Here is a 24732-nt window from a genome sequence, read left to right on the forward strand (position 1 = left end):
CCGGCACATGTGCCCTGATCGTATTGGTTCGCACAACGAGGGCAGATGGGACCCTCGTCGCGCAGATAGGGAGTGATACGGTATTGGCGGCAGCGGGGGCAGATACGTGGTTTTGTGCGAAGTGACTGGTGGCATGTTTTGCACAAGGGTTTGCCATCGTTTCGCGCGGCAGCGGGGCGGACGTCTCCGCAGTGGGCGCAGGTCACTGGCGGTGAGGAGTAGCATTTCTTACACACTGGGCGGTTGCCCTTTCGCCCGACGATCGTGCCGAGATCCCCGCAGCCAGCGCAGGTTTCATGGCTCCGGGAATCTTGCATCCAGCACCTCACACAGTAGGGCGCGCCGTCGATGATTCGGTAGCCGCTCTTGCGAACTTCACCACAGACCGTGCAATCAGGGGTGGTCGCGCGTCGATTGCACCTTGCGCATCGCTTTCCGCCGTTGCCGTCCTTGTGGGGAAGGTTCTGGGTCCGTCCGCAGGTGGCACAGCACGGCAGCTGGATCTCCGCAAAACCTTTTGCACGGAGCTCTTTCATCAAGCGGTACGCGGTCGGCGATGCGTCCGAGCGGCCCGATGTCAGCAGATCAGGTTTTGCAGCCAATTCACGTGCCAATTGGCCGCGTGCTTGCCGTCCACCAGCGCTGGTTGCTGCCGAAAGGATGATGGAATCGGGGAGCTCTGGCAGCTCCATTTCGCAAGCACGAACAATGTCAGCCAAGACGTTGCTGGGATCCTGGGCCCGCGGACTCATTGGTTCTGGGGGCCTTGTTGTGGGCGATGGATCCTGGCGGGTATCGGTCGTAAGTTGCCGATGGAACCACGAGACGGCTCGACGGCGTTCACGACAGCCGCCTCTTCTACGACTCGAACCTCAATCAGATCCGAGACCGTGCAATGCAGCGCGGCACACACAGCCCCGATGAAGTGCAAGTTGGCCCGCTCGGGTGTCTGGGTGACCAGCCGGTACACCTGTTCCCGGGAGAGGCTGACGCCGAACTCCTCAAGCAGAGGAATCAGTTCGGTGGTTTTAAACAGGCCCTGATCAGCCATCAGCTGGCGCAGGTTCCACACGGTCTCAACACGCTTGTTCACGGTGCCTCCAGGGTATTGAAACGGCTCAGGGCGTCGGCCAGGATTCGGTTTTTATAGTCGCCGCTGACGGACGTATAGATTGCCGTCGTTGAGGAATGCTGGTGTCCAACCTGTTCCTGGACGAATCGGTCGGCATAGCCGTATTCGATCAAGTGTGTGACGTAGGAATGACGAAGGCAATGCAATGTCAGGGCGGAGTCGAGGCCGGCTTCGCGCCGCAGGGCCGTAAATCGGCGGTCAATATATTCCAGGGAGACCCGTGTCTTGCGTTCGGTGGGCCACAATGCAGGAAGTTCTCCCGGCCCAAACAGGGCCCGACCTTCGTCAACCCACTGCTCCATACCAGCTATCCACCATGAAAGTTCCGGGACCAGCAAAACGGTCCGACGCTTCGGCACACTTCCCTTGCTCGATTTCCCCCAGCGAACGTGCATAGCAGCGTAGCGTCCCCATTGAGGAACGCGTGCGTTGGCATGCAGGTCGTGGATGTCCAGCCCGCGCAGTTCGGCCCGTCGCAGGCCAAAAGCGTAGGCGGTCTTGAACATTTGGGCGTCTCGAAGTGCTGCCAACGCGCCCTTGCGGCCATCCCGAATGGCCTTTTCGACGCGGGAGTCGGCGTAGTGGAACAATGTCTCGATCTCGTCGAAGGTCAGGGCCCGTCGGGCCGGGCGACCTTCGTAGTCTGCGACGTGTTTTGTGGTGTTCCACGGCAAACAGATCTGCGAGGGTGTTTCTCCGAATTGGGCTTGGCAGATTTCAACCCAATCGTAGTCGGGGCTAATCAGATAGTTACAGAAGACCTGCAAGATCCCTTGTCGTTGCCTGATCGTGGAGATCGCGAGACGTTTTGAACGCATGTGGCTTGTGTATTCGTCGAGATCTGACGCTTGCCACTGCCACGGGTAGGACCCTGCATACTCCCCGAAGTGCCTGACCACAGCTGTGCGGCTTTTGACGGTGGCTTCAGCAAGACTACGGCTTCGTTGTTGTTGTTCCCAGGAACCGAGCATCGATTCGTAGACCGCTTCGTCAGGGCGAAGGGCCGCGGTTCCGGAATCGAGCGATAGCACTTGCCGGAGGGTGCTGACGTCCAAAAAATGTTGCATCTAATCACTGACTGTATGGTTAGATGCAACAACTGTCAATGGTCAATCCGACTTCGCATTAGCTAGGCTAAAGTCGCGGACATTCCTCATCGCTGGCCGACGCTATTGACCACCAACACATACGTATCCAGTTGCATTTGATACAACAGTCCATGGTTGAGGACCCTGGCGAAACTGGCCAATCAAGCCGCAAAGAAGGTTCCGCAGTTGGCTGGCGTGTGCGTGTGGGATCGCGTGCCTGAAACCACCCGGGAAGATTTGCTGGGACAGTTGCCGGTGGGTGAAGTGTGGGGGATTGGCCGACGCATGGTCAAACGGCTCAACGGCTTGGGTATCGTGACGATTAAGGACTTCCGGGATGCCGATGAGTTCCGCATCCGCGAGAAGTTTTCCATTGTGCAGATGCGCACGCTGCTCGAGTTGCGCGGGACCCCGTGTATTCCGATGCAACAAGAACGCGAGACGAAAGATCAGTTGTTGTTTTCGCGTAGCTTCTCGGAGCCTATTACTGACCGTGAAAAGATGGAACAGGTGCTGGCCATATACGCGCAACGTGCGGCCACCCGGTTGCATAAGCAGCAGACCGAGGCAAAAGTGGTCACCGCCTGGGCGATGACCAGCTACTTCAATGAAGAACAATCCCATCAGCCATCGGCGACCGTCTCGCTGAGCGCACACACTGCCGACCCGGTCGTGTTGACGAAGGCGGCGAAGGCTTTGCTGACCAAGATTTCACCGGGGATCCGCTATGCCAAAGCGGGCATTACTGTCACCGAATTGCGGCCGGCCGGTGCCCAACAGATGCTTGACGAATTCGCTTCGGACCAGGAAACCAAGCAGCTCGGGGCCCTCCTCGAACAGGTCCGTAGTGAACATGGTAGCGGTGCTATCGGCCTGGGTCGAGCGGGTCTGCGCGACGGGCCGTCCTGGCAGATGCGCCGCGAGATGATGTCGCCGCGCTACACTACCCATTGGGGCGAATTGCTCACGGTATATGCCAAATAAGCGCACCTTGAGAGCAGGCAGACCAGTATTATTCAAAACCATGTCATTGCGCGAAAGAAGACCTATGTCAGACGAAGCTCAGCACTCTCCCAGGATGCAGGGCGCATGGAAAATCTTGCTGTTACTTGCCGTGCCGTTAATGTTTATGGGCTGGCTCACGATTGATCTTACGCGAGGAGCCCTGGAAGCTACCGGGTGGGCGGCAGGTCGAGCATGGCTGAGCGCGGTAGTGACGGCTGGGCTGACTGTTTTCTTTGGGTGGCTCATGGTCGGTTTCGGATTGCCTTGGTTCCGGTATCTTCGGCGCAAACACGCAGCGCGGTCTGATCAGAAGTCACTGCGTTGATTCGGTAGGACCATAGGCTTTTGGACTTAGTCGTCAACGGTTTTGCAATAATGGTGGAAACATCGCGCTCAGTTCTGTCTTCGTGAACCAAGGTTGCCAGCCGTGACGAGCCAATCGCCTGGTCGGTTGCAACCCAGCTAAGGGGACCGTCCTTGAGGATATAGGCGTCCCAGCTTTCGGCTCGCAAGGTGCGTCAAGGCGACAAAGAGCGGTGGCGCGGCAGCCTGTGGGGCTGTAGCGCCACCGCTGCTGGTGTACGGGACCGCGGAGTTAGTTTTGCGATTTCTTACCCTGAACGGCGGATTCGACGAGGTTGCTCATCGGTGTCTCAGCGCCATCCTTGATTGCGGTCATCCACGCATCGGTGGTGGTGACGGCGGCGAAGTTGGAGTGCAGAATCGTCATGAGCGTTTCGTGCACTTGCTGAGCTGGCACTTGGCCCATCTCGTTGGTGATGTGAATCGCGCCGGTAGCATCAGACAGTACTTCGGCCTTCACGCCGTGCGGCTCAGCCCCCTCTGCAGTGCCCAGCACACAGTTGTTGGTCATGTGGCCGGTGAGCGTGATCGTGTCGATGTTATTCTCGCGCACCCAGTCAGCAAAATCGGTGCCATCAAAAACGCTGGCGTACTGCTTATTGATGTGCTTGGTTTCCGGGGTGACTTTCGCTTCGATGTCCGGGTGCAGTTCCCAGCCCTTCGTGCCGCGCGCAAAGATCGGCGCTTCGGCAGGCATATCATGTTGGACAATGACGACGGGAATATTGGCCTGTTCGGCGGCGTCAATGGCAGCAAGAATATTGGCTAGCGACTTATCGCGGGGCGGATACTGGATTTCCATGGGGCCGTCGAAGTATTCATTTTGGACGTCGATAACAACAAGTGCACGGTTTGGTGCGGACATGAATGTCCTCCTTCAATTGAGTTCAAAGCGATGGCTTTGGCGTACACCTTTGACTCTGCCCCACCTCGCCGTGCTACCGTGAGTGGCATAAAAGACTACTTTCGATGAATTTAGGACAACCGTGCGTATTACGATCCATGCGTTCGATGGAATGACCATGTTCCATCTCTCCACGCCATTGGCTGTCTTTGGCGAAGTGACTCGATCCGGGTTGGCAGAATGGGAAACCACGGTCTTTAGTGACGACGGCGAGCCCATCCACACCGCCGAAGGACTACAGGTCGCCGAGATTCGTGGCCCCGAGGCGGCTGACGACGCTGACTTGCTGGTCTTTCCCTCCTGGCCGATCGATCTGCCACCCGCTGAGCAACCACTTATCGATATGGTTCGAGCAACGCAGCAGCGCGGTGCCACCGTTGCAGGGCTGTGCCTGGGAACATTTCCGGTGGCACATAGTGGACTCTTGGATGGCCGGACTGCAGTGACGCACTGGCTCCAGGCTGAAGCGCTGATGCATCAGGCGCCTAACGTCGACGTCCGGCCAGGAGCACTCTATATTGATCATGGAGACGTGCTGACCTCGGCCGGCACCGCATCGGCCTTAGACGCTTGTCTCCATCTGGTGCGCAGCAGGCTTGGGGCTGAGGCTGCCACTGCGGTTGCTCGACGTCTGGTCATCGCGCCGCACCGAGACGGCGGACAGGCACAGTACATTCAGCGCCCGGTCGTCGACGAAGCGGACGCCCAGGGACCCATCGGTGAGGTCATGGACTGGGCGTTACACCATCTGGACCAGCCGCTCACCATTGAAACATTGGCCGAACAGGTGCAGATGAGCCCGCGCAATTTCTCTCGCCGCTTCCGCGAGTACACGGGTGTGAGCCCCGCGAAGTGGGTGCTTGCCCGTCGCCTGGACGAATCTCGCCGCCTGCTCGAAACCACCGAGCTGCCCATCAGTGAAGTTGCTACGGCCTGTGGATTTTCCAGCCCGGTGACGTTCCGACAAAACTTTGTCACCGCATACGACACCACTCCCACGGCCTACCGCCAGCACTTCAGCGACGTCGAATGTACTCGCCTGCCGGAACCGCCCGAGAAGAGAGATACAGGTCTCCTGGGCGGTAGCGTTGCTGTATCGTTTCGCTAAATTCTTCGCCCGGGATTTCGACGATCGACACCGAAACAGCCTCGGGATCGGTCCCAAATGTTTCGACGTAGAACTGCTGAAGTTTCTCGGCAATGTCGCGCTTAGTGGCTTCGTCGCGACCCGGGTACATGTTCACGGCAATATGCGGCATGAGTGCTCCTTGAATGAGCTTGGGATCAGGTGGAATACCCCTCTAGGCTACGCTGTTTGGACAAAGATCGTTGCGGCAACAGCCTTCCACGTCAGCCTCGGATACAGTAAAGACTTGAAATACACATCGCAGTAACATGCCCGCGCAGACAAAAACTAGGGGAGCATTATGGCAAATGTCGTTATAACCGGAGTCGACGGAAGCGAAACCGCAACACTGGCGGCCCGCAAGGCCGCCGAAACAGCCGAAGCCTTCGGCGGCTCGCTGCATGTGGTTTCCGCTTATGGTCCGGGGGAGCGCCGGACTCTGGCAGACGGCGTTGAAAAAGTCATCATCAACCTGGTGGAGGACGCCGAACGCACCGTCTCCGAGGCTGCCGAAGCGCTGCGAAAAGATTTCCCCAATTTGACCATTACCGCATCGGTTGCCCACGGCAACCCCGCCGATGTACTTGTTGACGAAGCTGAACAACGCCAGGCTCGCCTCGTCGTCGTCGGCAATAAGCGCGCCCAAGGTCCGGCAAGAATCCTTGGGAGTGTCGCGCGTTCAGTGATCTCAAACGCATCCTGCGACGTCTACGTTGCCAATACTCGCCTCGGGTAGCACACTCCTGCGCTTGACGTTTTTCGCTCCCTAGTGCCGCGCATGGTGCCCCCTGATAGAATCGGGCCACCAAACTCACCCCACGCGCGGTGACACACGACGTTGACATCGGGCCTCACCGCCGGAATGACGGATGTGGAGCGAATCATGCGCAATGAGTTTTTAGAAAAATTTGGCGTGCTCATCGGGCACTGGGACATGATGCTCTCTGACGCCTGGTTCCTGGAGCCTCGCGATACCGAGGTTCAAGGGGCTGCGACGTTTGAGTGGATTCGCGACGCCTTTATCGGCATGCGCTCGCAGCTGGGCGGCGAACCCTCATATGACCTGATGATCGGGTACAGCGATGCGCGCCAGAGCTATATCGCGCTGTATCACGATGAGCGCGGCGTCTCACGCGTGTTCAACATGACCTTCGAGGGGGCCACCTGGAACCTGTGGCGCGATGACCCTGACTTCTATCAACGCTTCATCGCCGACGTGCGCGGCGAGGAGATCGCCGGCCGGTGGGAAGCATCGGAGGATCAGGGCAAGACCTGGCGAAAGGACTATGATCTGACCTTCCGCCGCACCGTAGAGCACTGACCAAAATGGCATTGCGGTGAACTGTGTCACTAGAATAGCCGGGGATTGCATGTCTATTTGATTCCCCGAGGAGCACACGTGAGCAGCCTGCAGGCACCCACAACTGACCAGGATCTTCCTGGATACCTTCAGGCGCTGGGCGTCCCGGGGATCATCGACCTGCACGTGCATTTCATGCCCGACCGTGTGCAACAAAAAGTCTGGGGATTCTTCGACCGGCTGCCCGAGCTGGGCGAACCCGCCTGGCCTATCGCCTACCGATACTCAGAGCCCCAGCGGGTACAGATACTGCGCGAGCTGGGCGTCAAGGCATTCAGCACGTTGAATTATGCACACCGCCCCGGCATGGCGGGGTATCTCAATGAGTATTCCAAAAAATTCGCAGCCCACTACAACGACGCGATTCACTCGGCAACGTTCTTCCCGGAGCCCGGCGTGGAAGAGATGGTCGGACAGGTGCTGGACGACGGCGCCCGGATTTTTAAAGTGCATGTCCAGGTAGGATCGTTTTCGGTGCTGGACCCGTTGTTAACGTCGTCGTGGGAACTGATCGCCCAAGCCAAAGTGCCGGTGGTGATTCACTGTGGATCCGGTCCCCACGGTGGTGAATTTACCGGTCCAGGCCCGATAGTTGAACTGGTCGAGCGCCACCCGGAGTTGGTGGTGATCATTGCCCACATGGGTATGCCTGAGTATGACGAGTTCGCCACCTTAGCGAAACAAGCACCCAACGTGTACCTGGATACCACAATGGTCGGCACGGATTATGTGCGACGCAATTTCGCGCCCATGCCCGAGGATTACTGCGACACGATGCACGAACTGGCCGACAAGGTGGTGCTGGGCACGGACTTTCCCACGATTCCCTATAGTTACAGCCACCAGATCGAAGCCCTGCACAACTGGGGTCTGGGCGAGGACTGGATGCGTAAGGTGCTGTGGCATAATCCCGCAAAACTGCTGGGCTAGCCGAGGAATGAGGAAGGAACTGCCGCCCCCTTTACAGTATCGTTATAAAGCGTTATCATCGCTGTATGGCGATCAATAATTCTGGCTTCGATGACGTGGCGACTCAAGCGTACGCTCACCTCTTTCAGGCCGTTGCTGAGCCAAAGCGTCTGGCAATTCTGCAGCATCTCGCCTCGGGCGAGCATCGGGTGCGAGACCTTGTAGAGCATATGGACCTGGCGCAATCGACCGTCAGTAAACACCTGAGTTTTTTGACCGAATGCGGTTTGATTGCGGCGCGCCCGCAGGGTCGTTCTACCTGGTACGCCCTGGCGGAGCCTACGTTGTTGAAAGAATTAATCGCCGCCGCTGAGAAAATGTTGGAAGCCACCGGTAAAAGCGCCCAGCTCTGTGAGCACCTGCGCCTTGGTGGGTACGCCGTCGTCGAAGAAGAATCGTAACTATGGGTGCAGGACATCACCACGGGCCGTCGGTCGGCGAAGCAGAACAGTCACTAGATTTCCGCAAAAAATTGTGGATTGCCTTCGGGTTGACTGCCGTCATTGTGCTTGTTCAGTTCGTCGGTACGATCGTCACCGGCAGCCTGGCGCTGCTGACCGATACGGTTCATGCACTGACCGATGCCTCAGGGCTGCTGGTTGCACTGATTGCTGCGACGCTCATGCACAAGCCGCCGACGTCGCGCCGGACCTGGGGTTTTCGCCGGATCGAAGTGATCGCCGCCCTTGGCCAAGCGTCACTGTTATTAGTCATCGGGGTGTATGCCGCCATTGAGGGCATCCGCCGACTTGTCAGCCCACCTGAGGTCCCGGCCATGGAATTGCTGGTCTTTGGTGTGCTGGGGCTGAGTGCAAACGTGATTGCCCTAGCGGTGTTGGCCTCGAGCCGCGGCGCGAACCTCAATATGCGGGCGGCATTTCTTGAAGTACTCAACGACGCACTGGGCTCCCTCGGCGTCATTGTCGCAGCGGTCATCATGGCCAGCACAGGGTTCCTTCAAGCCGATGCGATTGCCAGCTTATTCATCGTGGCACTCATTGTGCCGCGTGCCTACACGTTGCTGCGCGAAACCCTCAGCGTGCTCATGGAATTCACGCCCAAGGGCTTGGATTTGGATGAGGTTCGACGCCACATTATGGAACTTGACCATGTGCTTGATGTGCATGACTTACATGCCTCCACCGTGGCCACCGGCTTGCCCGTGCTGACAGCCCACATTGTCGTCCAGGACGAATGTTTTACCAGCGGCCATGTCGCCGAGCAGCTGCGGGCTGTGCAACAATGCGTCAGCGAACATTTTGAGGTGGCGATCCACCACTCCACGTTCCAAATTGAAACGGCCGACATTGCCGCTGCAGAACCAGCGGTGCTCAAGCACCCCTAGGTGCTGACGCGATGCCGATTGCTATGCCTATTCTTCGCGTTTGACCAGCGATAATTCGAATTCAAGCGTGATTTTCTCACTGACGAGCACGCCACCAGAATCCAGCGGAGTATTCCATTCCAGACCCCACTCCCGACGATCAATGCGGCGCGTACCCTCCAAACCTGCGCGCAGCGCCCCGAAAGGATCACGTTCTAATCCGCGTAGCTGCAAGGGAACCGTGACCGGACGGGCGATCTCTCGGATGGTGAGTTCCCCGACGACGACGTAGTTATTCTCTTCGATTTCATCCACGCTGGTCGCGGTGAAGATCATCTCTGGGTGGTTTTCCACGTCAAAGAAATCCGCGCTACGCAGGTGTTCGTCGCGCTGTTCGTTGCGGGTGTCGACGCTGGCCAGCTGGACTCGAATCTCGATTTCCGAGTCTGTGGGGTGTTCCGGATCGATAACCGCGTATCCGGCGACGTCGTTGAATGCCCCGCGGACCTTGGTGACCATGGCGTGACGTGCAGAAAAACCGATACGAGTGTGAGCTGGATCGATATCCCAGGTGCCGGCTAACTCGGAATTGCTTGGCATAGTGAGAATCCTTTGTGATGGGAATTCGACCGTGGTCCGGTCATCCTTCCAACCTCATTGCGGCCGCTGACATGCACAACTGCCGGGTCGCTACATTAGTGCAGCTGTCCTTATCTTAACGCATGAATGTCTGTACATGCCATGCCATTTAGTTGACATATAAAGTATGAGGACATGTCGACATGTCCTCTATGCAGTTCTGTGCTGCAATGGCGCGGAACTGTCGCAAAGTGCGAGTCGAAGATCGTTTGGCTAGTCGACACTGCCGGTCTGTGATGGGAACATGGGGGTACCGGAAATGTTGGGCACTTCGCCTCCGAAATAACGGCCGCTACGGCTACTGTATGTGAGGAGTTCAAATGCGCTACCTATTGTCATGGCACATCCGTGAAGAGGAGTTGCGTCGTCGTAGCCCAGCATGGCGTGAGGACGTGGTCGCATTTCTTGCCCGATTCGAAGATGAGCTGTTTGCCAACTCTGAGCTTGACTGGGTCGAGGTGCTCGACCCGGAATCCCACGCTGTGGTCGTGGGGCCCGGTGCAGAAGTTCGCAGTGGTTTCTACAACGAGGGTGGCAAACCCTCCGCCAGAGTCTGGGGGATTCGGGTTGCAAGCCGCGAGCGAGCATTAGAAGTCGCAGCAACCCTGGCGGGGCAGCTGGATACCTGGATCGAAGTGCGCGAAATCTTACCCGGAGCGCAACGCCCGTAGCAGTCTGAGCTACCAGGGTTCCTGAGCTATCGGGGTTCGTCGAGGTCGTCGTCCAGCTCGGTGACGTCGTCGATAATGCGTTCTTCGTCAAGTGCCTCATCATCAGTGGGTTCTGCAGCCTCGCCGATTATGGTCGAGCCGGTATTGGTTTGGACCAGTATAGGGTCATGTTTGCGCAGTGGGTCGTGTTTGTCGAGCGCCTCCGGATCATCGGATGAGCCCTCTTCGGGTGGTTGGCTGTCGCGGCCATCCTGTGGTTCTTCGAGATCCTGCTCATCGTCGTCGTAATACTTCTCGGGGTCGTATTCAGTCATGACGCCAGCCTCTCGTATCTTCAAAACGATCACTGTTGGTATCTGCCACTGTACTGCGGTCATTTGTCGGAATAAACAGGGCGTGCCCGGCGGGTGATTTTACCGCCGCGTTGCGCCGTGGTGTCTTGGTGATGCGTTGGACAATTTTATGCATGGCAAAGCGATACGCGCCAAGTCCGTGGCTCGTGATTTTTCGAAGACAAATTTCTCGAAACTGTTGCAAGTTCGTTGGTTGGTTAGTAGAGTAATGAACCAGCGAGGTAGTCAACCCGCGAAGCTGTTTCACAAATGTGGAAGGTGAGTCCCATGGATGATGGTCGTCCGCTGTTCATTCAGATCGCAGAACACATCGAAGCGTCGGTTCTCGACGGTTCGTTGGCGGAAGATGAACAGGCCCCATCAACCAATGAGCTTGCCGCGTTTTACCGCGTCAACCCGGCAACCGCCGGCAAAGGTCTCAGTCTGTTAGTGGACCGGGGCATTTTGACTCGACGGCGCGGCCTGGGAACGTTTGTTGCGCCCGGTGCGCAGCAGATTGTTCGCAGCGAACGAGTCGAACAGTTCGCACAGCGCTACGTCGATCCCCTGCTGAGCGAAGCACGGGCAATTGGACTCGATACCGAAGCGGTTCTGGCGATGATTCGCAACCGCGATGATTCCTAACCTAGGAGAAACCATGAACACCCCGGCTACGGACATCAGTGTCAGGGCAATCGAAGCACATGGCCTTACTCGCCGTTTCAAAGACACTCTTGCCCTCGATGATGTCACGCTGAACTTTGAAAAAGACAAGATCCACGGACTGCTCGGACGCAACGGTGCCGGCAAGACGACGTTGATGTCGGTCATGACGGCGCAAGACTGGCCGTCCGCTGGCTCGGTTCGTGTCTTCGGCCAGGTGCCCCACGAAAACGAACAGGTCCTACCCAATATTTGCTTTGTTCGTGAAGAACAGCGTTACCCAGAAGATGCTCTGGCCAAACACGCGTTCAAGGCAGCTCGCGAGGCCTTCGAGAACTGGGATGAGGACTTCGCTCAGCAACTGATCGAAGAGTTTCGGGTGCCGATGAAAACGACGATCAAAAAGATGTCTCGCGGGCAAAAGTCCGCGGTCGGCGTCATCATTGGTTTGGCATCCCGGGCGCCGCTAACAGTTTTCGATGAACCGTATATGGGCTTGGACGCTGTTGCGCGGCAACTGTTCTATGACCGGCTGCTGCAGGACTACTCTCAGCATCCACGCACCATTGTGGTTTCGTCGCACCTGATCGATGAGATCTCGCATCTGTTAGAACACGTGGTGGTGATTGATCAGGGCAAGATCATGGTCGATGAATCCGCCGAAGAACTAGCAGACCGGGCGGTCACCCTCGTGGGGCGTGCCGACGCCGTGAACCAAGTGGTTGGTAACCGCGAGGTGCTGGACCGCGAAGACCTCGGCCGCATCGCTAGGGTGACAGTGCTGGGCAAACTCAACGCCGAAGAGCACTGCCTGGTCAAGGACCTGGATCTCGATCTCATCCCCGTATCCCTACAACAGCTCATTGTGCACATGACGCGCAAAAACGGGCAAGACAACGCATCGGAGGGTTTCTGATGACTACCACAACTGCACAACCAGCCAATTCCCACCGGTCCAGTTTCGCCCGAGTGCCGGCGGCCTTCCGGCTGCAGTTCGCGGTCCCGTACTCGTTTATCTGGTTGCCGATGTTTATTTTCGTCCTGGCATGGGCCCTGGGAGTTGGGATCGGTTTCTTTATCGATTCGCAGATGCCCGAGCGCATCGCAGCACAAGAACCACTGAACTCGACGGGTGCCTCCCAGGCAACCATCTGGTACCTGGCATTCATGGCCGCCTACACCGCCTCGCACACGTTCCCGTTCTCGTTGGCACTGAGCTATAGTCGCCGCGTCTATTTGATGGGCACGTACCTGACCTTCCTGGCAGTTTCGCTCGGCTACGGTGTGGCCGCGATGCTCGCCTACTACATCGAACGACTCACCGACGGCTTCGGCCGCCACATTTACGTCTTCGGTTCACCAGTCTTTGAAGACTACGGTGGGGGAGTCGGGGTCGGTGCCATGTACACCGTGGTGGTCCTGTTTTTCATGTGCTTCGGGTTCTTCTGGGCGATCCTGTACCGCCGGGTTTCCATCCTGATCCTGTGGGCCGTCATCATTGGCGTCGTCATTGCCCTTCTGGGCGCAGTGGTCCTGATTACTCATAACGCCTGGTGGGGCAATATCGGCATGTGGTTCGTTGACCAGAACGCGTTCAGCCTGGCGGGCTGGGGCTTGCTGGCCGTCATTGCGCTGGGCGGGGTGAACTACCTGCTCATTCGCAAGGCTACCGCTGGATAACCCATAACACTCATGATGCCGGTCCCTCACTTCGAGGGGCCGGCATCATTCTTTTTTAAAGTGCCCCACTAATGGGAAAATTCGGCTCGAAATTCTCAGTAGCAGTCGATTCGCAAAAAGTATGGTCGCTTGATGTGGTGCGGTGGCAGGCCACCACGGTATGCTTTTACAGGATCGATGACAGGAAGCTTTGGGTGCGTTCCTGTTGTGGGTTGTCCAGCACTTGTGACGGCGGACCGGCCTCCACCACGACGCCTCCGTCCATAAAGGCCACCGTATCGGCGACTTCATGGGCGAAACCCATTTCGTGGGTGACAACTAACATGGTCATCCCGTCGTTGGCCAGCTGCTTCATGACCTTGAGGACATCGCCGACCAGCTCGGGATCCAACGCGGAAGTCGGTTCATCAAAGAGCATGAGTTTGGGACGCATCGCCACGGCTCGGGCAATGGCCACTCGCTGTTGTTGACCACCGGACAGTTGGGCGGGATAGTTGTATTCTTTACCGGCCAAGCCCACCGAAGCTAAGAGTTCTCGGGCGCGCTTGGTTGCAGAGGCGGTGGACTCGCCGTTGACCTGCACTGGTGCTTCGATAATGTTCTCCAGCGCGGTGCGGTGCGGAAACAGATTGAACTGTTGGAATACCATGCCGATTTCGGCTCGCTGCCGAGCGGCTTGCTTGGCTGAAATCTCGTAGAGTTCGCCGTTCTTTTCGCGATAACCGATGAGCTCGCCGTCGACATAGATACGTCCCGCCGTGATTTTTTCCAGATGGTTCACACAGCGCAGCATGGTGGATTTGCCCGAACCAGACGGCCCAATCAGACAGGCCACCTCGCCGGGATTGACCGTCAGGTCGATGCCTTTGAGCACCTCGACTTGGCCATAGGACTTGTGCACCTGCTGGGCATCAATCATCGGGACAACATTGGTTGTGTTCTGGCTCATCGGGTTCCCCTCTCGTCCACCACGGTCACGTTGCCGCCGGCGGTGCCTTCGGCATCGGTCAGCGCTGCCAACTGTTTGGGTGTCAGCTCGCGGGTGATGCCGCGATCGTAGTATTTCTCCAGGTAATGCTGGCCGACCATCAGCACGGAGGTCACCGCCAGGTACCAGGTCGCGGCCACCAGCAGCATAGGCACCGGATCGAAGAGCGCGTTGGCGATATCCATCGACCGGCCGTAAAGTTCCAGGGAATATGGCACGGCCACGACCAACGACGTCGTCTTGAGCATGGAAATCACTTCGTTGCCGGTCGGCGGGATGATGATCTTCATGGCCTGGGGCAGCACGGTGCGGCGCATGGTTAGCCACCAGCTCATGCCCAGGGCCTGTGATGCCTCAATTTGGCCAACGGGTACCGCTTGAATACCGGTGCGCACAATCTCGGCCATATAGGCCGCTTCGTTCAGTGCCAGGCCGATCACGGCCAGCAAGAACATATTGCTCAACAGGCCCTGTAAATCGATTTCGGTAAAGCCTAGATTCAGTGTCTGGTAGAGCGAGCCCATCAGGCCCCAGAACACCAGTTGGACATATACGGGCGTGCCACGGAAGATCCACAGGTAGACCCAGGCCACGGCGCGCAGTACCGGGTTGGGTGACATACGCATGATGGCCAGGATGGCGCCCAGGATAACGCCGATCAGCATGGACAATACGGTCAGCGCCAGGGTGTGGAGTGCTGCGGTGGCGATGCGGGTATCAAATAGGTATTGCCGGTAGACATCCCAACCGTAATTTTCATTATTGACGGCGCTAATAACAAACAGTGCGGCCAGGGCGAGCACCACGGTGGCGGCAATCCAGCGGCCGGGGTGGCGCACCGGGTGCGCTTTGATGGGCTGAACCGTTGCGCGTGCTGACGAAGAATTCTGGGACATGACGGTATCGGTGCTTTCTTAGCCCTCGAGTTCGGCCAACGGTTGGCCATTGATATGTGCTTGGTCTAGGAGGCCCTCGGTGATGTTCCACTGGGCAAGTACTTCTTGGTAGGTGCCATCGGCAATTAACTGATCCATGGCAGCAGCCAGCGCGTCACCCAGTTCGGAATCTTTAGGTACCGCGAAACCGTAGGGGGCGGCTTGGAACATCTCGCCGACTTCGACCATCCGGCCATCGGAGCGTTCCACCGCCCAGGAGAGGATCGGTGAGTCTGCCGAGAACGCATCGGCACGACCCAATATGAGTGCGGTAGCAGCAGTGTCCGAAGTGTCGTAAGCCAGCACGGTAATGGGTGGTTTCCCTGCTGCCACGCACTCGGCAGATTTGGGGCGAACGTCGTCGGTTTCTGACACGGTGGTGCGTTGCACCGCAACCGTCAGGCCGCAAGCGTTATCCGGGTCGATGGTATCTTCCCGGTCGGAGCGTTGAGCCCATCGGACACCGGCGTTCAGGGTGTTCACGAAATCGTAGTTTGTGCGGCGCTCTTCGGTGTCCGTGAAACCCGAGCCACCGAAATCTAGGGTCCCGGCAGAGACCGCCGGCAGGATCATCGCAAAATCCTGTTCGACCGTTCGCAGCTCGAGTCCCAACACTCCGGCTAATGCGCGGGCCAAGTCGACTTCCAGACCGATAATCTCGCCCTGAGAATTCTTGAATTCAAAGGGTGCAAACGGCGGGTTGGTCCCCATACTCAGATAGCCTTTGGCTGCAATGTCATCAGGTACCAGTGGGGCGATCTCAGGGTTTTCGTCCGGGACGATTTCCTGCCATCCCTCGGGGTTGCCTTGCTCTTCGTTCGTCACGCAACCGGTTAGCAGCGCCCCGGTCAGCAGCGCACCGACGATACCTTTGAAGAGTATTCGGGGTGACGCAAGTGTTGGGCGAGCAGACATGGACATGGAGGAAGTATAGTCGCCCTGAGCCTTGAGTCAGTACAATATTGAGCGAATCTCACGAGACATGTTCTTCAAAAATATAATGCGGTGGAGTATTTTATCGGTTCCGATATATTTGTCGTCGGTGCTCCGCATCAACGACCAGCACGAGTAGTTCGTCGTCATGGATACTCACCAAAATGCGGTAGTCTCCGACACGATAACACCAAAAGCCACTGCTGCATCGAAGGGGTTTGCTCGCCAGCCTCAGCTGCCGTATGCCATAGGTCTATCAATCCGACGTAGTTGATTGTGCACCTTGGGGGTGAAACGAATCTGATAAGTTATCGACTGGTGTCATCCCAATCGACGTCTTCCATGGCAATAGCGAGCTCACCGGAGTTGTGGAATTCTGCCAGCGAGTCCTTGGCTAAAAAATAGTCCTCTTGCTCTTCAAGAAATTGTTTAATTGCTTCCACAGTGTAAAAGCTCTTCGCACTCCCGGTTCTTTTTGCCAGGGCAGCCAGGCGGCTATCGAGTTCCTCGTCAATTCGGACGTTCAGCTGTGTTTTTGCCATCGTGAATCCTCCGCTTGTTATACAAGTATGACGCAACCAGTGGAAGCTATGCCACCTGTTTTCACCCACTTGACCAACAGCAAGGCAGGATGTTGTGTCCATCGGTACGGTTAGCCTACCCATCCTGGTTTGATTTTTGGATGGTCGGTAGGATCCAAATATGACTAAATATAATGATCATGGCCCAAATCCCTATGTCGTCAACATCGAAGACGCAACGTTAGCGAATGAAAATTTTCGCACCGCGTTGTGGACCGGTGAGAAAATGCAACTCACGTTGATGTCGATTCCAGTCGGCGGAGATGTCGGCCTGGAAGTACACAACGATACCGATCAGTTCTTACGCCTGGAGCAGGGTCGCGGGCGCGTTCAGATGGGGCCATCGAAAGATGAATTCACTTTCGACGAAGAAGTGTCCGATGACTGGATCATCCTGGTACCCAAAGGTATGTGGCACAACGTCACCAATATCGGTGACGAACCGATGAAGATCTACAGCCTCTATGCCCCACCGCATCACGCGCACGGCACCGTTCATGCAACACAAGCAGACCAGGACCACTAGTTCGCGCACTCTTGTCCGCCTGGACGTACAACTAGGCCAAAAATCGGCTCTTAAGTATCGTGAGGTTCAACCTTCAAAGACAAGGTACAACATGACCCACGATTGATAGGAAAACTTATGACTGCCAACACCACCACCCACACCCTGCTACTCGCTGAAGGCTTCTCATGCCCGTCCTGCGTGAACAAGATCGAAAACCGAGTCGGCTGGTTCAAAGGGGTCGAAGACGTGAAGGTGCATTTCGCAACCGCTCGTATTGAAATTGACCACGACGAATCACGGGTATCAGTCGATGACCTCGTCACTGCGGTAGCAAAAGCTGGCTACACAGCTACCCCGTCGGCGTTCTCAAGACGTTGCTGAACCTGACGGATGATCGATGAATTGGTTTACACAATGGTGGCACGGAAACAGGCCGGTCCTAGCGCTTTCAGGATTATTCATTGTGGCCTCGTTCGCATGGCACCATTGCGGACCTCCACCAACCCGAAAAGTGCTGGGCTGGCATCCTGGCGTGGTATTCGATCATTCAGATGGATCGGGAAAAGCTGCTTGAAACTCTTGCAGCACTACGAAGAGCCCAACGCTACGCTGCTGATGTCGTTCTTTTCCTGCACGCGACTGGAATCCCTTGTCCACCCGAGGAACTGCCCAGGACGAGCCAGTAAGCGCTGTAGCGAGCCTCGACAACGGCATCGACTTTTGACCTGGACTTTGATGACTCAGGATAAGGACTCAGGACGATCGGACGCCACTTGACCAACGTCAAAGACACGCCGGGCGATACATCATAGATTGAGGTCACAATCAAGGAAGAGGAGACTTCAGATGACAAATCGCCACATTGAAAAAGCCGCACAATTGGCCCCTATCGTCGAGCGCGTTCACGGCGGACACCACCCAGAACTCACCCGGGTCCGTGAAATCACCCAGGCACTGCACCAGTCAGACAACACCGCAAACATCCCGGAGCTCTTTCAAGAGCTACGTACTGTGACAGATAATTATGCGATTCCAAATGACGTTTGTGAGGCATTTGGAGCTATGTATCAGGCATTAGAACGCTCCGACAAACAACAAGCCGCTGCCTGAGACACGTGCAAGCTCCTTAAGATAGAGGGTCGCCGCTCAAACTGATCAGCGACCATCTATCGTTTACTCGTCTCGTTCTTCTTCACCAATCCGCGCCCAACAACATCATGTTTCGCAGACTCCACACCCACTTGACCAACATCAAGGCAGATTGCCGTGCGCATCGGTACGGTGAAAACTGAACCTGAAAAGAGCAGGTAAGCACAATCGACCGTTCTCAACGTAAGGAGCACACCATGCCTGACAACACTATGACCCACACCCTGTTACGAGCTGAAGGCTTTTCCTGCCCATCTTGCGTCAACAAGATTGAAAAACGCGTGGGCCGTCTCGACGGCGTCGATGCGGTAAAGGTGCATTTTGCCACAGCACGCATAGAAGTCGACCACGACGAATCGCAAACCTCAGTTGATGATCTGGTGGACGCGGTAGCCAAGGCCGGCTACACAGCGACGCCTTCCGCATTCTAGAAACGGCCTCGTTGGAAGAAGGGTTCTCAAGTGAGCTGGATACGAAAATGGTGGTACGGCAAGTGGGCTGTTCCCGTGATATCGGGCGTGCTGATCCTCGCCTCCTTTGCGGTGGAGCACCTTGCCGGTGGCACCTGGAACACGACCCTGACCCCACAGTGGTGGGTTGATGCCGGTGAACACGCACACGGTTCCGGGCATACCTTTACATTGGCCAATCTGCTGATGTTAGCCGCCGCCGTCGTGGCCGGTTATGGCATCGTGGTCAGCGCTGTGCGCGCCCTGAGCACCAAGATGATCAGTATTGACCTGTTGGTCTCGGTTGCGGCGATCGGTGCGGTGATCATTGGCAACTTCTGGGAAGCCGCCGCCGTCACCTTCTTATTCTCCGTAGGACACGCACTGGAAGCGGCCACCATGAATAAGACCCGCTCCGCGCTGGCTGAGTTGGTAGCGGTTGCCCCCGACAGCGCCGTCGTCATGCGCGATGGTGAACAACACGAAATCCCAGCCCACCAGGTACGGATGGGTGAGATCGTGTTAGTCAAAAACGGGGCGAAAGTCCCGGTCGATGGCCAAGTTGTTGCTGGCAACGCGGGATTAGATGAGGCCTCCATTACCGGTGAATCAATGCCGGTGGAAAAGACCAAGGGTGACTCCGTGTTCGCCGGGACCATCTCGCGCAGCGGATTCCTCCAAGTGTTAGCCACCGGAGTGGGTGCCGATACGACCTTGGCGCGGATTATTCACCGTGTTGAAGAAGCCCAAGATGCCAAAGCTCGCACCCAGGCCTTCATCGACCGGTTTTCGACCTGGTATACCCCTGCGGTGTTCATTCTGGCACTGCTGGCCGGGCTGATCACCCAAGACGTCGTTTTAGCGCTGACCTTGCTCGTCATCGGGTGCCCAGGAGCGCTGGTTATTTCCATTCCCGTGGCCATCGTGGCCGGGATTGGGCGAGCCGCTCGCAACGGAATCCTGATTAAAGGTGGCGAATACTTGGAAACCTCAGCCAAGATTTCTGCTGTGGCCGTCGATAAGACCGGCACCCTGACCCAGGGTCGTCCGGAGCTGACCGACGTTGTGGTGCTCGATGACACCATGACTGACAGCGATGTGTTGCGCTGGGCCGCGGCCGCCGAAGCCGGGTCCGAGCATCCACTAGCTCGACCCATTTTGGATTCCGCTCGAGACCGGGGTGTGGCACCTTCTGGACTACCCGGAAAGGTCACCCCGGTGGCCGGTAAGGGCATTGCTACCGCAGTGGGTAACCAACGTGTGCTGATCGGTAATGCCTCGCTGCTTGAGCAGTATGGGGTCACCGACACCGCCGGATCCGATGAGGCAGCCAATAAGCTTGCGGCTCAAGGTAAGACCCCGATGATTGTGGCCGTTGATGACGCCGTCATCGGAGTCCTCGCCGTCGCCGACCAGATTCGTGTTGATGCCGCGAATATGGTGGCCAGCCTGCACGATGCGGGTGTTCAAAAAGTGGTGATGCTCACTGGCGATACCCGACTGGTCGCCGAGGCGATCGGCAAAGCCACCGGGATCGACGAAATCCACGCATCCCTGCTCCCCGAAGACAAACTCGACGCCGTCGCTGCGATGCAGCGCGACGGTCACACGGTTGCCATGGTGGGTGACGGCGTCAACGACGCCCCGGCCCTAGCCACCGCAGATATTGGTGTGGCCATGGGAGCCGCTGGCTCAGCAGTGGCGGTTGAAACTGCCGACATCGCGCTGATGGGGGACAACCTCATGAAGCTGCCCGAATCGGTTAGCCTCGCCAAGCGCACCGTATCCGTGATGCGCCAGAACATTTTCATCGCCCTGGCCACCGTGGTGGCACTGCTGATCGGAGTGTTTGCCGGAGGAGTCACCATGTCGGTGGGCATGTTAGTCCACGAAGGCTCCGTGCTGGTTGTGATTCTCAATGCGATGCGCCTGATGCGCAACGACAAATACTCAACCGCCATGTCCAAGACCGAGCGCAGCCCAGGGGCACCAGCCCAACAGCATCAAGAGGTCAAAGCCTAAGTCCACATTTAACGCCTCAAGGAGGAGTTATGACTCAGAAACATTTTTCCATCGAAGGCAACCTCGAACACTTCACCATCGCCGACATCGTTAAGGGCAATCCGCATTTCCGTAAAACGTTGTGGACCGGAGCAACACCGATGATAAACCGCTGGTGTTATACACGATCTACGCTCCACCGGAACATGCCGCTGACGCCGAGTATTCGACCAAAGACGAAGCCGACGCCGCCGAAGCATCCGGACAAGACACCCCACCACTGGCCCAAGCATAACGTCGCGTAACGGAGGACAGACCATGACGAAAACCTTGGTTTTCACCGCATTTGGCGGACCCGAAACACAGCAACTGGTGGACCGCGAAGTGCCCGCCCCAGGGCCCTCCCAGGTTGCTATTGAAGTCAAAGCCGCGGGCGTGAACCCGGCGGACTGGAAAATCCGTGCCGGCCAGATGGGTGATCACTGGAAACTGCCCGCACCCATGGGGCGGGAAGCCTCCGGGATTGTGATCGCCGTCGGTGACGATGTCGAAGGATTTACGGTCGGTGATGCTGTCCTCGGGCAAGCCGCAAAGGGCCACGGCACGTTTGCTCAGCATACCGTGCTCAATGCTAAGCAGACGGTCGCAAAACTCGAGGAGCTCAGCTTTGCGGTTGCCGCCACACTGCCCGTAGCAGGAGCCACGGCTTATGACGTCACCCATCAGATCGAATTAGAACCTGGACAAACCATGGTCATCCTCGGCGCTGGTGGAGGAGTGGGCCTGATGGCCGCCCAAATTGGTAAGGTGCACCAGTTCAACGTGATCGGTGTGGCCAGTGCAGCCAAGCAGCAGTTGGTCGAAGCTACCGGTGCGACCTTTGTGGAATCCGGTGCTGATGTGGCCGAGCGGGTCCGTGAGATAGCTCCCGACGGCGCCGACCTGGTGATTGATCTGGTCGGCGGTCAGCCACTGCGCGACATCGCTCCCGTGGCCAAAGACCCCGCATTGATCATTTCCACCGCCGACCCAGACACCGCGCAACAACTTGGCGGTGCCGGTGTGCAGCGAACCAAGGAAGGGCTGGAAAAAATCACCGAAGTCGCCGAATACGGCCTGGTGGATCCTCATGTTGTCCAACGCTTTAGCCTGGACGAGGCTCAGCAGGCCATTGCGACCGTAGAAGACGGCCACACTGCTGGCAAAGTCGTCATCGAACCCTAAGCAATACCTGAGCACAGAGAGGTGGGTTGTCCATGGACGATATCGCAGACGCTTACGGATCGCCCAGCATGCCGGTCGAGGACATCCTGGGCACAACGGTCTCCCCGGATGACCCCGACCGATTGATCATCGAACCGTGGGCGAAAACCGTGCACGGCTCGATCCTGGATGTGGGTGCCGGGACCGGGCGCTGGACCGGACACCTGACACAACTGGGCTACGACGTGACCGGCCTGGAACCAGCCGAACGCCTAGTCACCCTGGCCCGCCAGACACACCCCGCAGCGCGCTTTTGGGTCGGCTCGATTGCTGACCTGACCGGCACCTCACAACGCTGGGCAGGCATACTGGCCTGGTATTCGGTCATCCACATGGGCCCCGAAGAACTCCAGTCGTCTGTGGCGACCCTACGCAACGCCCTGACAGATGACGGCACGCTGCTGTTGTCCTTCTTTACCGGGGCGCGACTGGAGCCCTTTGACCACCCGGTGGCAACCGCCTACCGCTGGCCGCTTGCTGATATAACCCAAGCCCTGGCGGCAGCCGGTTTAGACGTCATCGCCCAACACCCAAGCCTTATAAGCCCGCATGCCTACGTCATCGCCCAAGCAAGCTCGTCTATTGTCGGCTGACTGGGGGATTGCTACGCTGCGTTAACAGGGCCTGACGACCCAAACGAGCCCCGGAAGGATCCCGTTGTGGAAGCTGATTTTCCGTTCTGGCTACGCACCACACACCTACTGAATTTTGTTCTGCTGGGCATACTCATCCGCAGCGGATGGGAAATCTTAGCCTCGCTGCCCAGACTATGGTGGCGAAACGACTGCAAGCCCGGCACCGAATGGTTACGCTTCACCCGCCGCAAACTTCCGCAAGAAGAGGGCGTCTACACCTCGTTAATGGATGAACGCTCCATGTCGCCGCTGCTGGCACTGCCTGGTAAAGAAAATATTGGCCTGGGCCGGCACTGGCACGGCCTGGGTGTCATCTTCTGGGTGCTCAACGGCCTGGTCTATGTGATCATGCTGTTTGCCACCGGGCTGTGGAACCGGATTATTCCAACGTCGTGGGACGTGTTCCCACAGGCCTGGGAATCCATGAAAATTTACGCCGGCTTCGGCGTGCCCTCACTAGAGCATTTCCAACCCTACGATGCCCTACAGATGCTGACCTACACAGGTGTGGTGTTTATCCTGGCACCCTTGATGATTGCCACCGGATTGGCCATGGCACCGGCCATCCGGGCGAGGTATGGCTGGTATGTGAAACTCTTTGGCGGGCCCCAGGGTGCACGCTCGATACATTTCATCTGCCACGCAGCCTTCGTAGTCTTCATGGTGATGCATGTGGGCCTGGTGTTTTTAGTGCACCCGGAATACAACCTGCCGCGCATGATGCTGGGCGTGGAAGCCAACGAGCCGGAATATCATGCTCAAGCATTCACCGTGGCATTGGGCACGATCGTCGTCGTCATTGGGTTACTGATTGGGCTGAGCTACTGGAGTTTGGCGAACCGCCCGCGCACACAACGTTTCCTGGTCGCCGTCACCGAACCGGCTCGTAAAATCTTTTTGAACCGGATGCGCCCGCGCCTGGCAACACGTAATGGGCTAACCGAGAAAGACATCTCGGAATTCCACTGGACCAACGGGCTGCCACCCACCGAAGATGAATCACCCGAATGGCTGGCACACCGGGAAAACACCTGGGCCGATTGGCGTTTAGAGATTGGCGGAGAACTGGACGACAAAACCCTCCACCTGAGCCTGCAAGACCTCAAAGCCATGCCAAAACACGAATACATTGCCACGCATTCGTGTATGCAAGGTTGGACGGCGACGTCGAAATGGGCCGGTGTACGACTTCAAGATGTATTGGAGCTGTTAGGTCCGCGACCGGATAACGCGAAGTATGTGATGATCGAATCGCACGGCCTGGCACAGGTGATGTACGACAACCGGCCGCGTGAACCGTTCTACGCCGTCATACCGTTGGCCGATATCTACGAAGAGGGCACGATTCTGGCCTATGAACGCAACGGCGAGCCCCTAGAAGACCATCTGGGCGCACCCCTTCGGTTACGGGTGGAATCCAACCACGGGTACAAGATGGTGAAATGGGTCCGCAAAATCCAGTGGGTTGAAGACTATGCACATATTGGCGACGGACGCGGTGGAACCCGCGAAGATTCAGCCATGCAAGCCTTCAACGGACGGATCTAACACCGGGAGAATCAATGATTGCCAGCACCATCTATGTCCTTGAAGGCACCTTATCGAATGAGGCAACTCGAATCATCAAAGGTCAGGTGTATCAGGTACCACGGGTTGGCGGTATCTCGTTCGAGGTGGAAGAGGGCAAAGACACTCGGATGATCCTTAAACACAAGACCACCGAACCGATCGACCGGGCCGACCTGGAAGCTGCGATTGCCAAAGCCGGGGATTACCGGCTGCTCTAGTTCTGGCAGCATCAAGCACCTGAACACATGACTTGGGGAGTCTATGCCGGCAAGGCCCCCGGAGTTACCGGCGGCGGTGCACTCTTCTAAGCCACTGGTTATATCCAACCCTGGCAGATAGGGGTGGCGACGGCAGCGTCATGATGGGACAGTCAGAACCAACTCGAAAGCGCCCTCAGCGCCGAATAGATAGAAATGGAACATCGTGCCACGTGTTAACAGGGTAAGGTTGAGCGGTTTCACTAGG

Annotated in this window: 34 protein-coding genes; 22 read left to right on the top strand and 12 right to left on the bottom strand. The window is 57.3% G+C overall.

The features are described from left to right. Positions 1–748 precede the first annotated feature (748 nt). Together A6F49_RS08250 and A6F49_RS08255 are read right to left on the bottom strand one after the other, a co-directional pair. Positions 749–1093, bottom strand: coding sequence for a helix-turn-helix domain-containing protein (locus A6F49_RS08250; protein ID WP_043058046.1), 345 nt, complete (start codon positions 1091–1093; stop codon positions 749–751). Then, positions 1090–2199, bottom strand: a complete 1110-nt coding sequence (locus tag A6F49_RS08255; protein WP_082911679.1) for a tyrosine-type recombinase/integrase — start codon at positions 2197–2199, stop codon at positions 1090–1092. The genes A6F49_RS08250 and A6F49_RS08255 overlap by 4 nt, the downstream gene beginning before the upstream one ends. A 156-nt stretch (positions 2200–2355) precedes the next feature. On the opposite strand from A6F49_RS08255, the gene A6F49_RS08260 reads away from it, so the two are divergent. Together A6F49_RS08260 and A6F49_RS08265 are read left to right on the top strand one after the other, a co-directional pair. Then, positions 2356–3204, top strand: a complete 849-nt coding sequence (locus A6F49_RS08260) for a DinB/UmuC family translesion DNA polymerase (RefSeq protein WP_082911680.1) — start codon at positions 2356–2358, stop codon at positions 3202–3204. Positions 3205–3268: 64 nt separating this feature from the next. Then, the gene (locus tag A6F49_RS08265; protein WP_043058047.1) at positions 3269–3550 is read left to right on the top strand and encodes a hypothetical protein; all 282 of its coding nucleotides are present in this window, start codon (positions 3269–3271) and stop codon (positions 3548–3550) included. Between the two features lie 270 nt (positions 3551–3820). Here A6F49_RS08265 and A6F49_RS08270 read toward each other — a convergent pair whose 3' ends face one another. After that, positions 3821–4453, bottom strand: coding sequence for an isochorismatase family protein (locus A6F49_RS08270; protein WP_043058048.1), 633 nt, complete (start codon positions 4451–4453; stop codon positions 3821–3823). Positions 4454–4574: 121 nt separating this feature from the next. Between A6F49_RS08270 and A6F49_RS08275 the strand changes: the two genes are divergently transcribed. Further along, positions 4575–5600: a GlxA family transcriptional regulator gene (locus A6F49_RS08275; protein ID WP_082911681.1), complete on the top strand. Its 1026-nt coding sequence runs from the start codon at positions 4575–4577 to the stop codon at positions 5598–5600. Here A6F49_RS08275 and A6F49_RS18865 read toward each other — a convergent pair. Further along, positions 5509–5751: a tautomerase family protein gene (locus tag A6F49_RS18865; RefSeq protein ID WP_082911682.1), complete on the bottom strand. Its 243-nt coding sequence runs from the start codon at positions 5749–5751 to the stop codon at positions 5509–5511. The two genes, A6F49_RS08275 and A6F49_RS18865, sit on opposite strands and share 92 nt — an antisense overlap. Before the next feature lie 168 nt (positions 5752–5919). Here A6F49_RS18865 and A6F49_RS08285 point away from each other — a divergent pair, with 168 nt between their 5' ends. From A6F49_RS08285 to A6F49_RS08305, 5 genes are all read left to right on the top strand, one after another. After that, positions 5920–6354, top strand: coding sequence for a universal stress protein (locus A6F49_RS08285; RefSeq protein WP_043058050.1), 435 nt, complete (start codon positions 5920–5922; stop codon positions 6352–6354). A gap of 147 nt (positions 6355–6501) precedes the next feature. Continuing rightward, positions 6502–6939 (top strand): hypothetical protein, encoded by a 438-nt coding sequence (locus tag A6F49_RS08290; protein WP_052504882.1) that lies wholly within the window; start codon positions 6502–6504, stop codon positions 6937–6939. A gap of 78 nt (positions 6940–7017) precedes the next feature. Next, positions 7018–7908 (top strand): amidohydrolase family protein, encoded by an 891-nt coding sequence (locus A6F49_RS08295; RefSeq protein ID WP_150119433.1) that lies wholly within the window; start codon positions 7018–7020, stop codon positions 7906–7908. Between the two features lie 65 nt (positions 7909–7973). Further along, on the top strand, positions 7974–8348 hold the full coding sequence (locus tag A6F49_RS08300; RefSeq protein ID WP_043058051.1) for an ArsR/SmtB family transcription factor: 375 nt from the start codon (positions 7974–7976) through the stop codon (positions 8346–8348). A gap of 2 nt (positions 8349–8350) precedes the next feature. Further along, positions 8351–9292 (top strand): cation diffusion facilitator family transporter, encoded by a 942-nt coding sequence (locus A6F49_RS08305; protein WP_043058052.1) that lies wholly within the window; start codon positions 8351–8353, stop codon positions 9290–9292. Positions 9293–9319: 27 nt separating this feature from the next. Here the strand turns inward: A6F49_RS08305 and A6F49_RS08310 are convergent, their stop codons facing one another. Further along, on the bottom strand, positions 9320–9871 hold the full coding sequence (locus A6F49_RS08310; RefSeq protein WP_043058053.1) for a YceI family protein: 552 nt from the start codon (positions 9869–9871) through the stop codon (positions 9320–9322). 359 nt (positions 9872–10230) lie between these two features. Here A6F49_RS08310 and A6F49_RS08315 point away from each other — a divergent pair, with 359 nt between their 5' ends. Next, positions 10231–10581, top strand: coding sequence for a hypothetical protein (locus tag A6F49_RS08315; protein ID WP_043058054.1), 351 nt, complete (start codon positions 10231–10233; stop codon positions 10579–10581). 26 nt (positions 10582–10607) lie between these two features. Here the strand turns inward: A6F49_RS08315 and A6F49_RS08320 are convergent, their stop codons facing one another. Both A6F49_RS08320 and A6F49_RS17715 read right to left on the bottom strand, forming a co-directional pair. Next, on the bottom strand, positions 10608–10895 hold the full coding sequence (locus tag A6F49_RS08320; protein WP_043058055.1) for a hypothetical protein: 288 nt from the start codon (positions 10893–10895) through the stop codon (positions 10608–10610). Further along, positions 10888–11181, bottom strand: coding sequence for a hypothetical protein (locus tag A6F49_RS17715; protein WP_150119434.1), 294 nt, complete (start codon positions 11179–11181; stop codon positions 10888–10890). Before A6F49_RS17715 ends, A6F49_RS08320 begins: the two co-directional genes overlap by 8 nt. A 20-nt stretch (positions 11182–11201) precedes the next feature. Between A6F49_RS17715 and A6F49_RS08325 the strand changes: the two genes are divergently transcribed. From A6F49_RS08325 to A6F49_RS08335, 3 genes are read left to right on the top strand one after another with little or no spacing between them, the layout of a single operon-like run. Beyond that, positions 11202–11558: a GntR family transcriptional regulator gene (locus tag A6F49_RS08325; RefSeq protein ID WP_043058056.1), complete on the top strand. Its 357-nt coding sequence runs from the start codon at positions 11202–11204 to the stop codon at positions 11556–11558. 13 nt (positions 11559–11571) lie between these two features. After that, entirely contained in the window at positions 11572–12492 is a 921-nt protein-coding gene (locus tag A6F49_RS08330; protein ID WP_043058057.1) for an ATP-binding cassette domain-containing protein, read from the top strand. Further along, positions 12492–13256: a hypothetical protein gene (locus tag A6F49_RS08335; RefSeq protein ID WP_043058058.1), complete on the top strand. Its 765-nt coding sequence runs from the start codon at positions 12492–12494 to the stop codon at positions 13254–13256. The genes A6F49_RS08330 and A6F49_RS08335 overlap by 1 nt, the downstream gene beginning before the upstream one ends. A 166-nt stretch (positions 13257–13422) precedes the next feature. Here the strand turns inward: A6F49_RS08335 and A6F49_RS08340 are convergent, their stop codons facing one another. The 5 genes from A6F49_RS08340 to relB all read right to left on the bottom strand — a co-directional run bounded on the left by A6F49_RS08340 (position 13423) and on the right by relB (position 16654). Beyond that, positions 13423–14205, bottom strand: a complete 783-nt coding sequence (locus A6F49_RS08340; RefSeq protein WP_043058059.1) for an amino acid ABC transporter ATP-binding protein — start codon at positions 14203–14205, stop codon at positions 13423–13425. Further along, positions 14202–15140: an amino acid ABC transporter permease gene (locus A6F49_RS08345; protein WP_043058060.1), complete on the bottom strand. Its 939-nt coding sequence runs from the start codon at positions 15138–15140 to the stop codon at positions 14202–14204. Before A6F49_RS08345 ends, A6F49_RS08340 begins: the two co-directional genes overlap by 4 nt. 18 nt (positions 15141–15158) lie before the next feature. Further along, positions 15159–16100: an ABC transporter substrate-binding protein gene (locus tag A6F49_RS08350; protein ID WP_201120274.1), complete on the bottom strand. Its 942-nt coding sequence runs from the start codon at positions 16098–16100 to the stop codon at positions 15159–15161. A gap of 94 nt (positions 16101–16194) precedes the next feature. Next, the gene (locus tag A6F49_RS17325; RefSeq protein ID WP_082911683.1) at positions 16195–16356 is read right to left on the bottom strand and encodes a type II toxin-antitoxin system RelE family toxin; all 162 of its coding nucleotides are present in this window, start codon (positions 16354–16356) and stop codon (positions 16195–16197) included. A gap of 64 nt (positions 16357–16420) precedes the next feature. Continuing rightward, positions 16421–16654 carry a type II toxin-antitoxin system RelB family antitoxin gene (gene relB / locus A6F49_RS08355; RefSeq protein WP_043058061.1) on the bottom strand — a complete coding sequence of 78 codons (234 nt, stop codon included), beginning with the start codon at positions 16652–16654 and terminating at the stop codon, positions 16421–16423. Positions 16655–16814: 160 nt separating this feature from the next. On the opposite strand from relB, the gene A6F49_RS08360 reads away from it, so the two are divergent. The 10 genes from A6F49_RS08360 (at position 16815) to A6F49_RS08400 (ending at position 24485) form a co-directional block, all read left to right on the top strand. Then, positions 16815–17219: a cupin domain-containing protein gene (locus tag A6F49_RS08360; protein ID WP_043058062.1), complete on the top strand. Its 405-nt coding sequence runs from the start codon at positions 16815–16817 to the stop codon at positions 17217–17219. A 117-nt stretch (positions 17220–17336) separates the two neighbouring features. Continuing rightward, positions 17337–17582 carry a heavy-metal-associated domain-containing protein gene (locus A6F49_RS08365; RefSeq protein WP_043058063.1) on the top strand — a complete coding sequence of 82 codons (246 nt, stop codon included), beginning with the start codon at positions 17337–17339 and terminating at the stop codon, positions 17580–17582. Positions 17583–18047: 465 nt separating this feature from the next. Beyond that, a complete protein-coding gene (locus tag A6F49_RS08370; protein WP_043058064.1) occupies positions 18048–18311 on the top strand; it encodes a hypothetical protein in 264 nt (87 codons plus the stop codon). 236 nt (positions 18312–18547) lie between these two features. Then, a complete protein-coding gene (locus A6F49_RS08375; protein ID WP_043058065.1) occupies positions 18548–18781 on the top strand; it encodes a heavy-metal-associated domain-containing protein in 234 nt (77 codons plus the stop codon). 30 nt (positions 18782–18811) lie between these two features. Beyond that, positions 18812–20821: a heavy metal translocating P-type ATPase gene (locus A6F49_RS08380; protein WP_043058066.1), complete on the top strand. Its 2010-nt coding sequence runs from the start codon at positions 18812–18814 to the stop codon at positions 20819–20821. A 121-nt stretch (positions 20822–20942) separates the two neighbouring features. Continuing rightward, positions 20943–21095, top strand: a complete 153-nt coding sequence (locus A6F49_RS18700) for a cupin domain-containing protein (protein ID WP_327019961.1) — start codon at positions 20943–20945, stop codon at positions 21093–21095. A gap of 23 nt (positions 21096–21118) precedes the next feature. Beyond that, positions 21119–22024, top strand: coding sequence for an NADP-dependent oxidoreductase (locus tag A6F49_RS08385; RefSeq protein WP_043058067.1), 906 nt, complete (start codon positions 21119–21121; stop codon positions 22022–22024). A gap of 32 nt (positions 22025–22056) precedes the next feature. Continuing rightward, on the top strand, positions 22057–22656 hold the full coding sequence (locus A6F49_RS08390) for a class I SAM-dependent DNA methyltransferase (protein WP_043058068.1): 600 nt from the start codon (positions 22057–22059) through the stop codon (positions 22654–22656). 66 nt (positions 22657–22722) lie between these two features. Continuing rightward, complete coding sequence (locus A6F49_RS08395) at positions 22723–24246, top strand: molybdopterin-dependent oxidoreductase (RefSeq protein ID WP_043058069.1); 1524 nt, start codon at positions 22723–22725, stop codon at positions 24244–24246. A 14-nt stretch (positions 24247–24260) separates the two neighbouring features. Beyond that, positions 24261–24485, top strand: a complete 225-nt coding sequence (locus A6F49_RS08400; protein WP_043058070.1) for a hypothetical protein — start codon at positions 24261–24263, stop codon at positions 24483–24485. Positions 24486–24732 lie beyond the last annotated feature (247 nt).

Origin of the sequence: Enteractinococcus helveticum (assembly GCF_001657475.1) — a bacterium.
GTDB lineage: Bacteria > Actinomycetota > Actinomycetes > Actinomycetales > Micrococcaceae > Yaniella > Yaniella helvetica.

What these genes read in the sequence shown, in the direction of transcription:
- A6F49_RS08255 (WP_082911679.1), bottom strand. Translation starts at nt 2,199, where the DNA reads ATGCAACATTTTTTGGACGTCAGCACCCTCCGGCAAGTGCTATCGCTC.
- A6F49_RS08375 (WP_043058065.1), top strand. Translation starts at nt 18,548, where the DNA reads ATGCCTGACAACACTATGACCCACACCCTGTTACGAGCTGAAGGCTTT.
- A6F49_RS08360 (WP_043058062.1), top strand. Translation starts at nt 16,815, where the DNA reads ATGACTAAATATAATGATCATGGCCCAAATCCCTATGTCGTCAACATC.
- A6F49_RS08305 (WP_043058052.1), top strand. Translation starts at nt 8,351, where the DNA reads ATGGGTGCAGGACATCACCACGGGCCGTCGGTCGGCGAAGCAGAACAG.
- A6F49_RS08340 (WP_043058059.1), bottom strand. Translation starts at nt 14,205, where the DNA reads ATGAGCCAGAACACAACCAATGTTGTCCCGATGATTGATGCCCAGCAG.
- A6F49_RS08300 (WP_043058051.1), top strand. Translation starts at nt 7,974, where the DNA reads ATGGCGATCAATAATTCTGGCTTCGATGACGTGGCGACTCAAGCGTAC.
- A6F49_RS08400 (WP_043058070.1), top strand. Translation starts at nt 24,261, where the DNA reads ATGATTGCCAGCACCATCTATGTCCTTGAAGGCACCTTATCGAATGAG.
- A6F49_RS18865 (WP_082911682.1), bottom strand. Translation starts at nt 5,751, where the DNA reads ATGCCGCATATTGCCGTGAACATGTACCCGGGTCGCGACGAAGCCACT.
- A6F49_RS08345 (WP_043058060.1), bottom strand. Translation starts at nt 15,140, where the DNA reads ATGTCCCAGAATTCTTCGTCAGCACGCGCAACGGTTCAGCCCATCAAA.
- A6F49_RS08365 (WP_043058063.1), top strand. Translation starts at nt 17,337, where the DNA reads ATGACTGCCAACACCACCACCCACACCCTGCTACTCGCTGAAGGCTTC.
- A6F49_RS08290 (WP_052504882.1), top strand. Translation starts at nt 6,502, where the DNA reads ATGCGCAATGAGTTTTTAGAAAAATTTGGCGTGCTCATCGGGCACTGG.
- A6F49_RS08310 (WP_043058053.1), bottom strand. Translation starts at nt 9,871, where the DNA reads ATGCCAAGCAATTCCGAGTTAGCCGGCACCTGGGATATCGATCCAGCT.
- A6F49_RS08320 (WP_043058055.1), bottom strand. Translation starts at nt 10,895, where the DNA reads ATGACTGAATACGACCCCGAGAAGTATTACGACGACGATGAGCAGGAT.
- A6F49_RS08335 (WP_043058058.1), top strand. Translation starts at nt 12,492, where the DNA reads ATGACTACCACAACTGCACAACCAGCCAATTCCCACCGGTCCAGTTTC.
- relB (WP_043058061.1), bottom strand. Translation starts at nt 16,654, where the DNA reads ATGGCAAAAACACAGCTGAACGTCCGAATTGACGAGGAACTCGATAGC.
- A6F49_RS08385 (WP_043058067.1), top strand. Translation starts at nt 21,119, where the DNA reads ATGACGAAAACCTTGGTTTTCACCGCATTTGGCGGACCCGAAACACAG.
- A6F49_RS08330 (WP_043058057.1), top strand. Translation starts at nt 11,572, where the DNA reads ATGAACACCCCGGCTACGGACATCAGTGTCAGGGCAATCGAAGCACAT.
- A6F49_RS08270 (WP_043058048.1), bottom strand. Translation starts at nt 4,453, where the DNA reads ATGTCCGCACCAAACCGTGCACTTGTTGTTATCGACGTCCAAAATGAA.
- A6F49_RS08285 (WP_043058050.1), top strand. Translation starts at nt 5,920, where the DNA reads ATGGCAAATGTCGTTATAACCGGAGTCGACGGAAGCGAAACCGCAACA.
- A6F49_RS08315 (WP_043058054.1), top strand. Translation starts at nt 10,231, where the DNA reads ATGCGCTACCTATTGTCATGGCACATCCGTGAAGAGGAGTTGCGTCGT.
- A6F49_RS08390 (WP_043058068.1), top strand. Translation starts at nt 22,057, where the DNA reads ATGGACGATATCGCAGACGCTTACGGATCGCCCAGCATGCCGGTCGAG.
- A6F49_RS08325 (WP_043058056.1), top strand. Translation starts at nt 11,202, where the DNA reads ATGGATGATGGTCGTCCGCTGTTCATTCAGATCGCAGAACACATCGAA.
- A6F49_RS08370 (WP_043058064.1), top strand. Translation starts at nt 18,048, where the DNA reads ATGACAAATCGCCACATTGAAAAAGCCGCACAATTGGCCCCTATCGTC.
- A6F49_RS08350 (WP_201120274.1), bottom strand. Translation starts at nt 16,100, where the DNA reads ATGTCCATGTCTGCTCGCCCAACACTTGCGTCACCCCGAATACTCTTC.
- A6F49_RS08265 (WP_043058047.1), top strand. Translation starts at nt 3,269, where the DNA reads ATGTCAGACGAAGCTCAGCACTCTCCCAGGATGCAGGGCGCATGGAAA.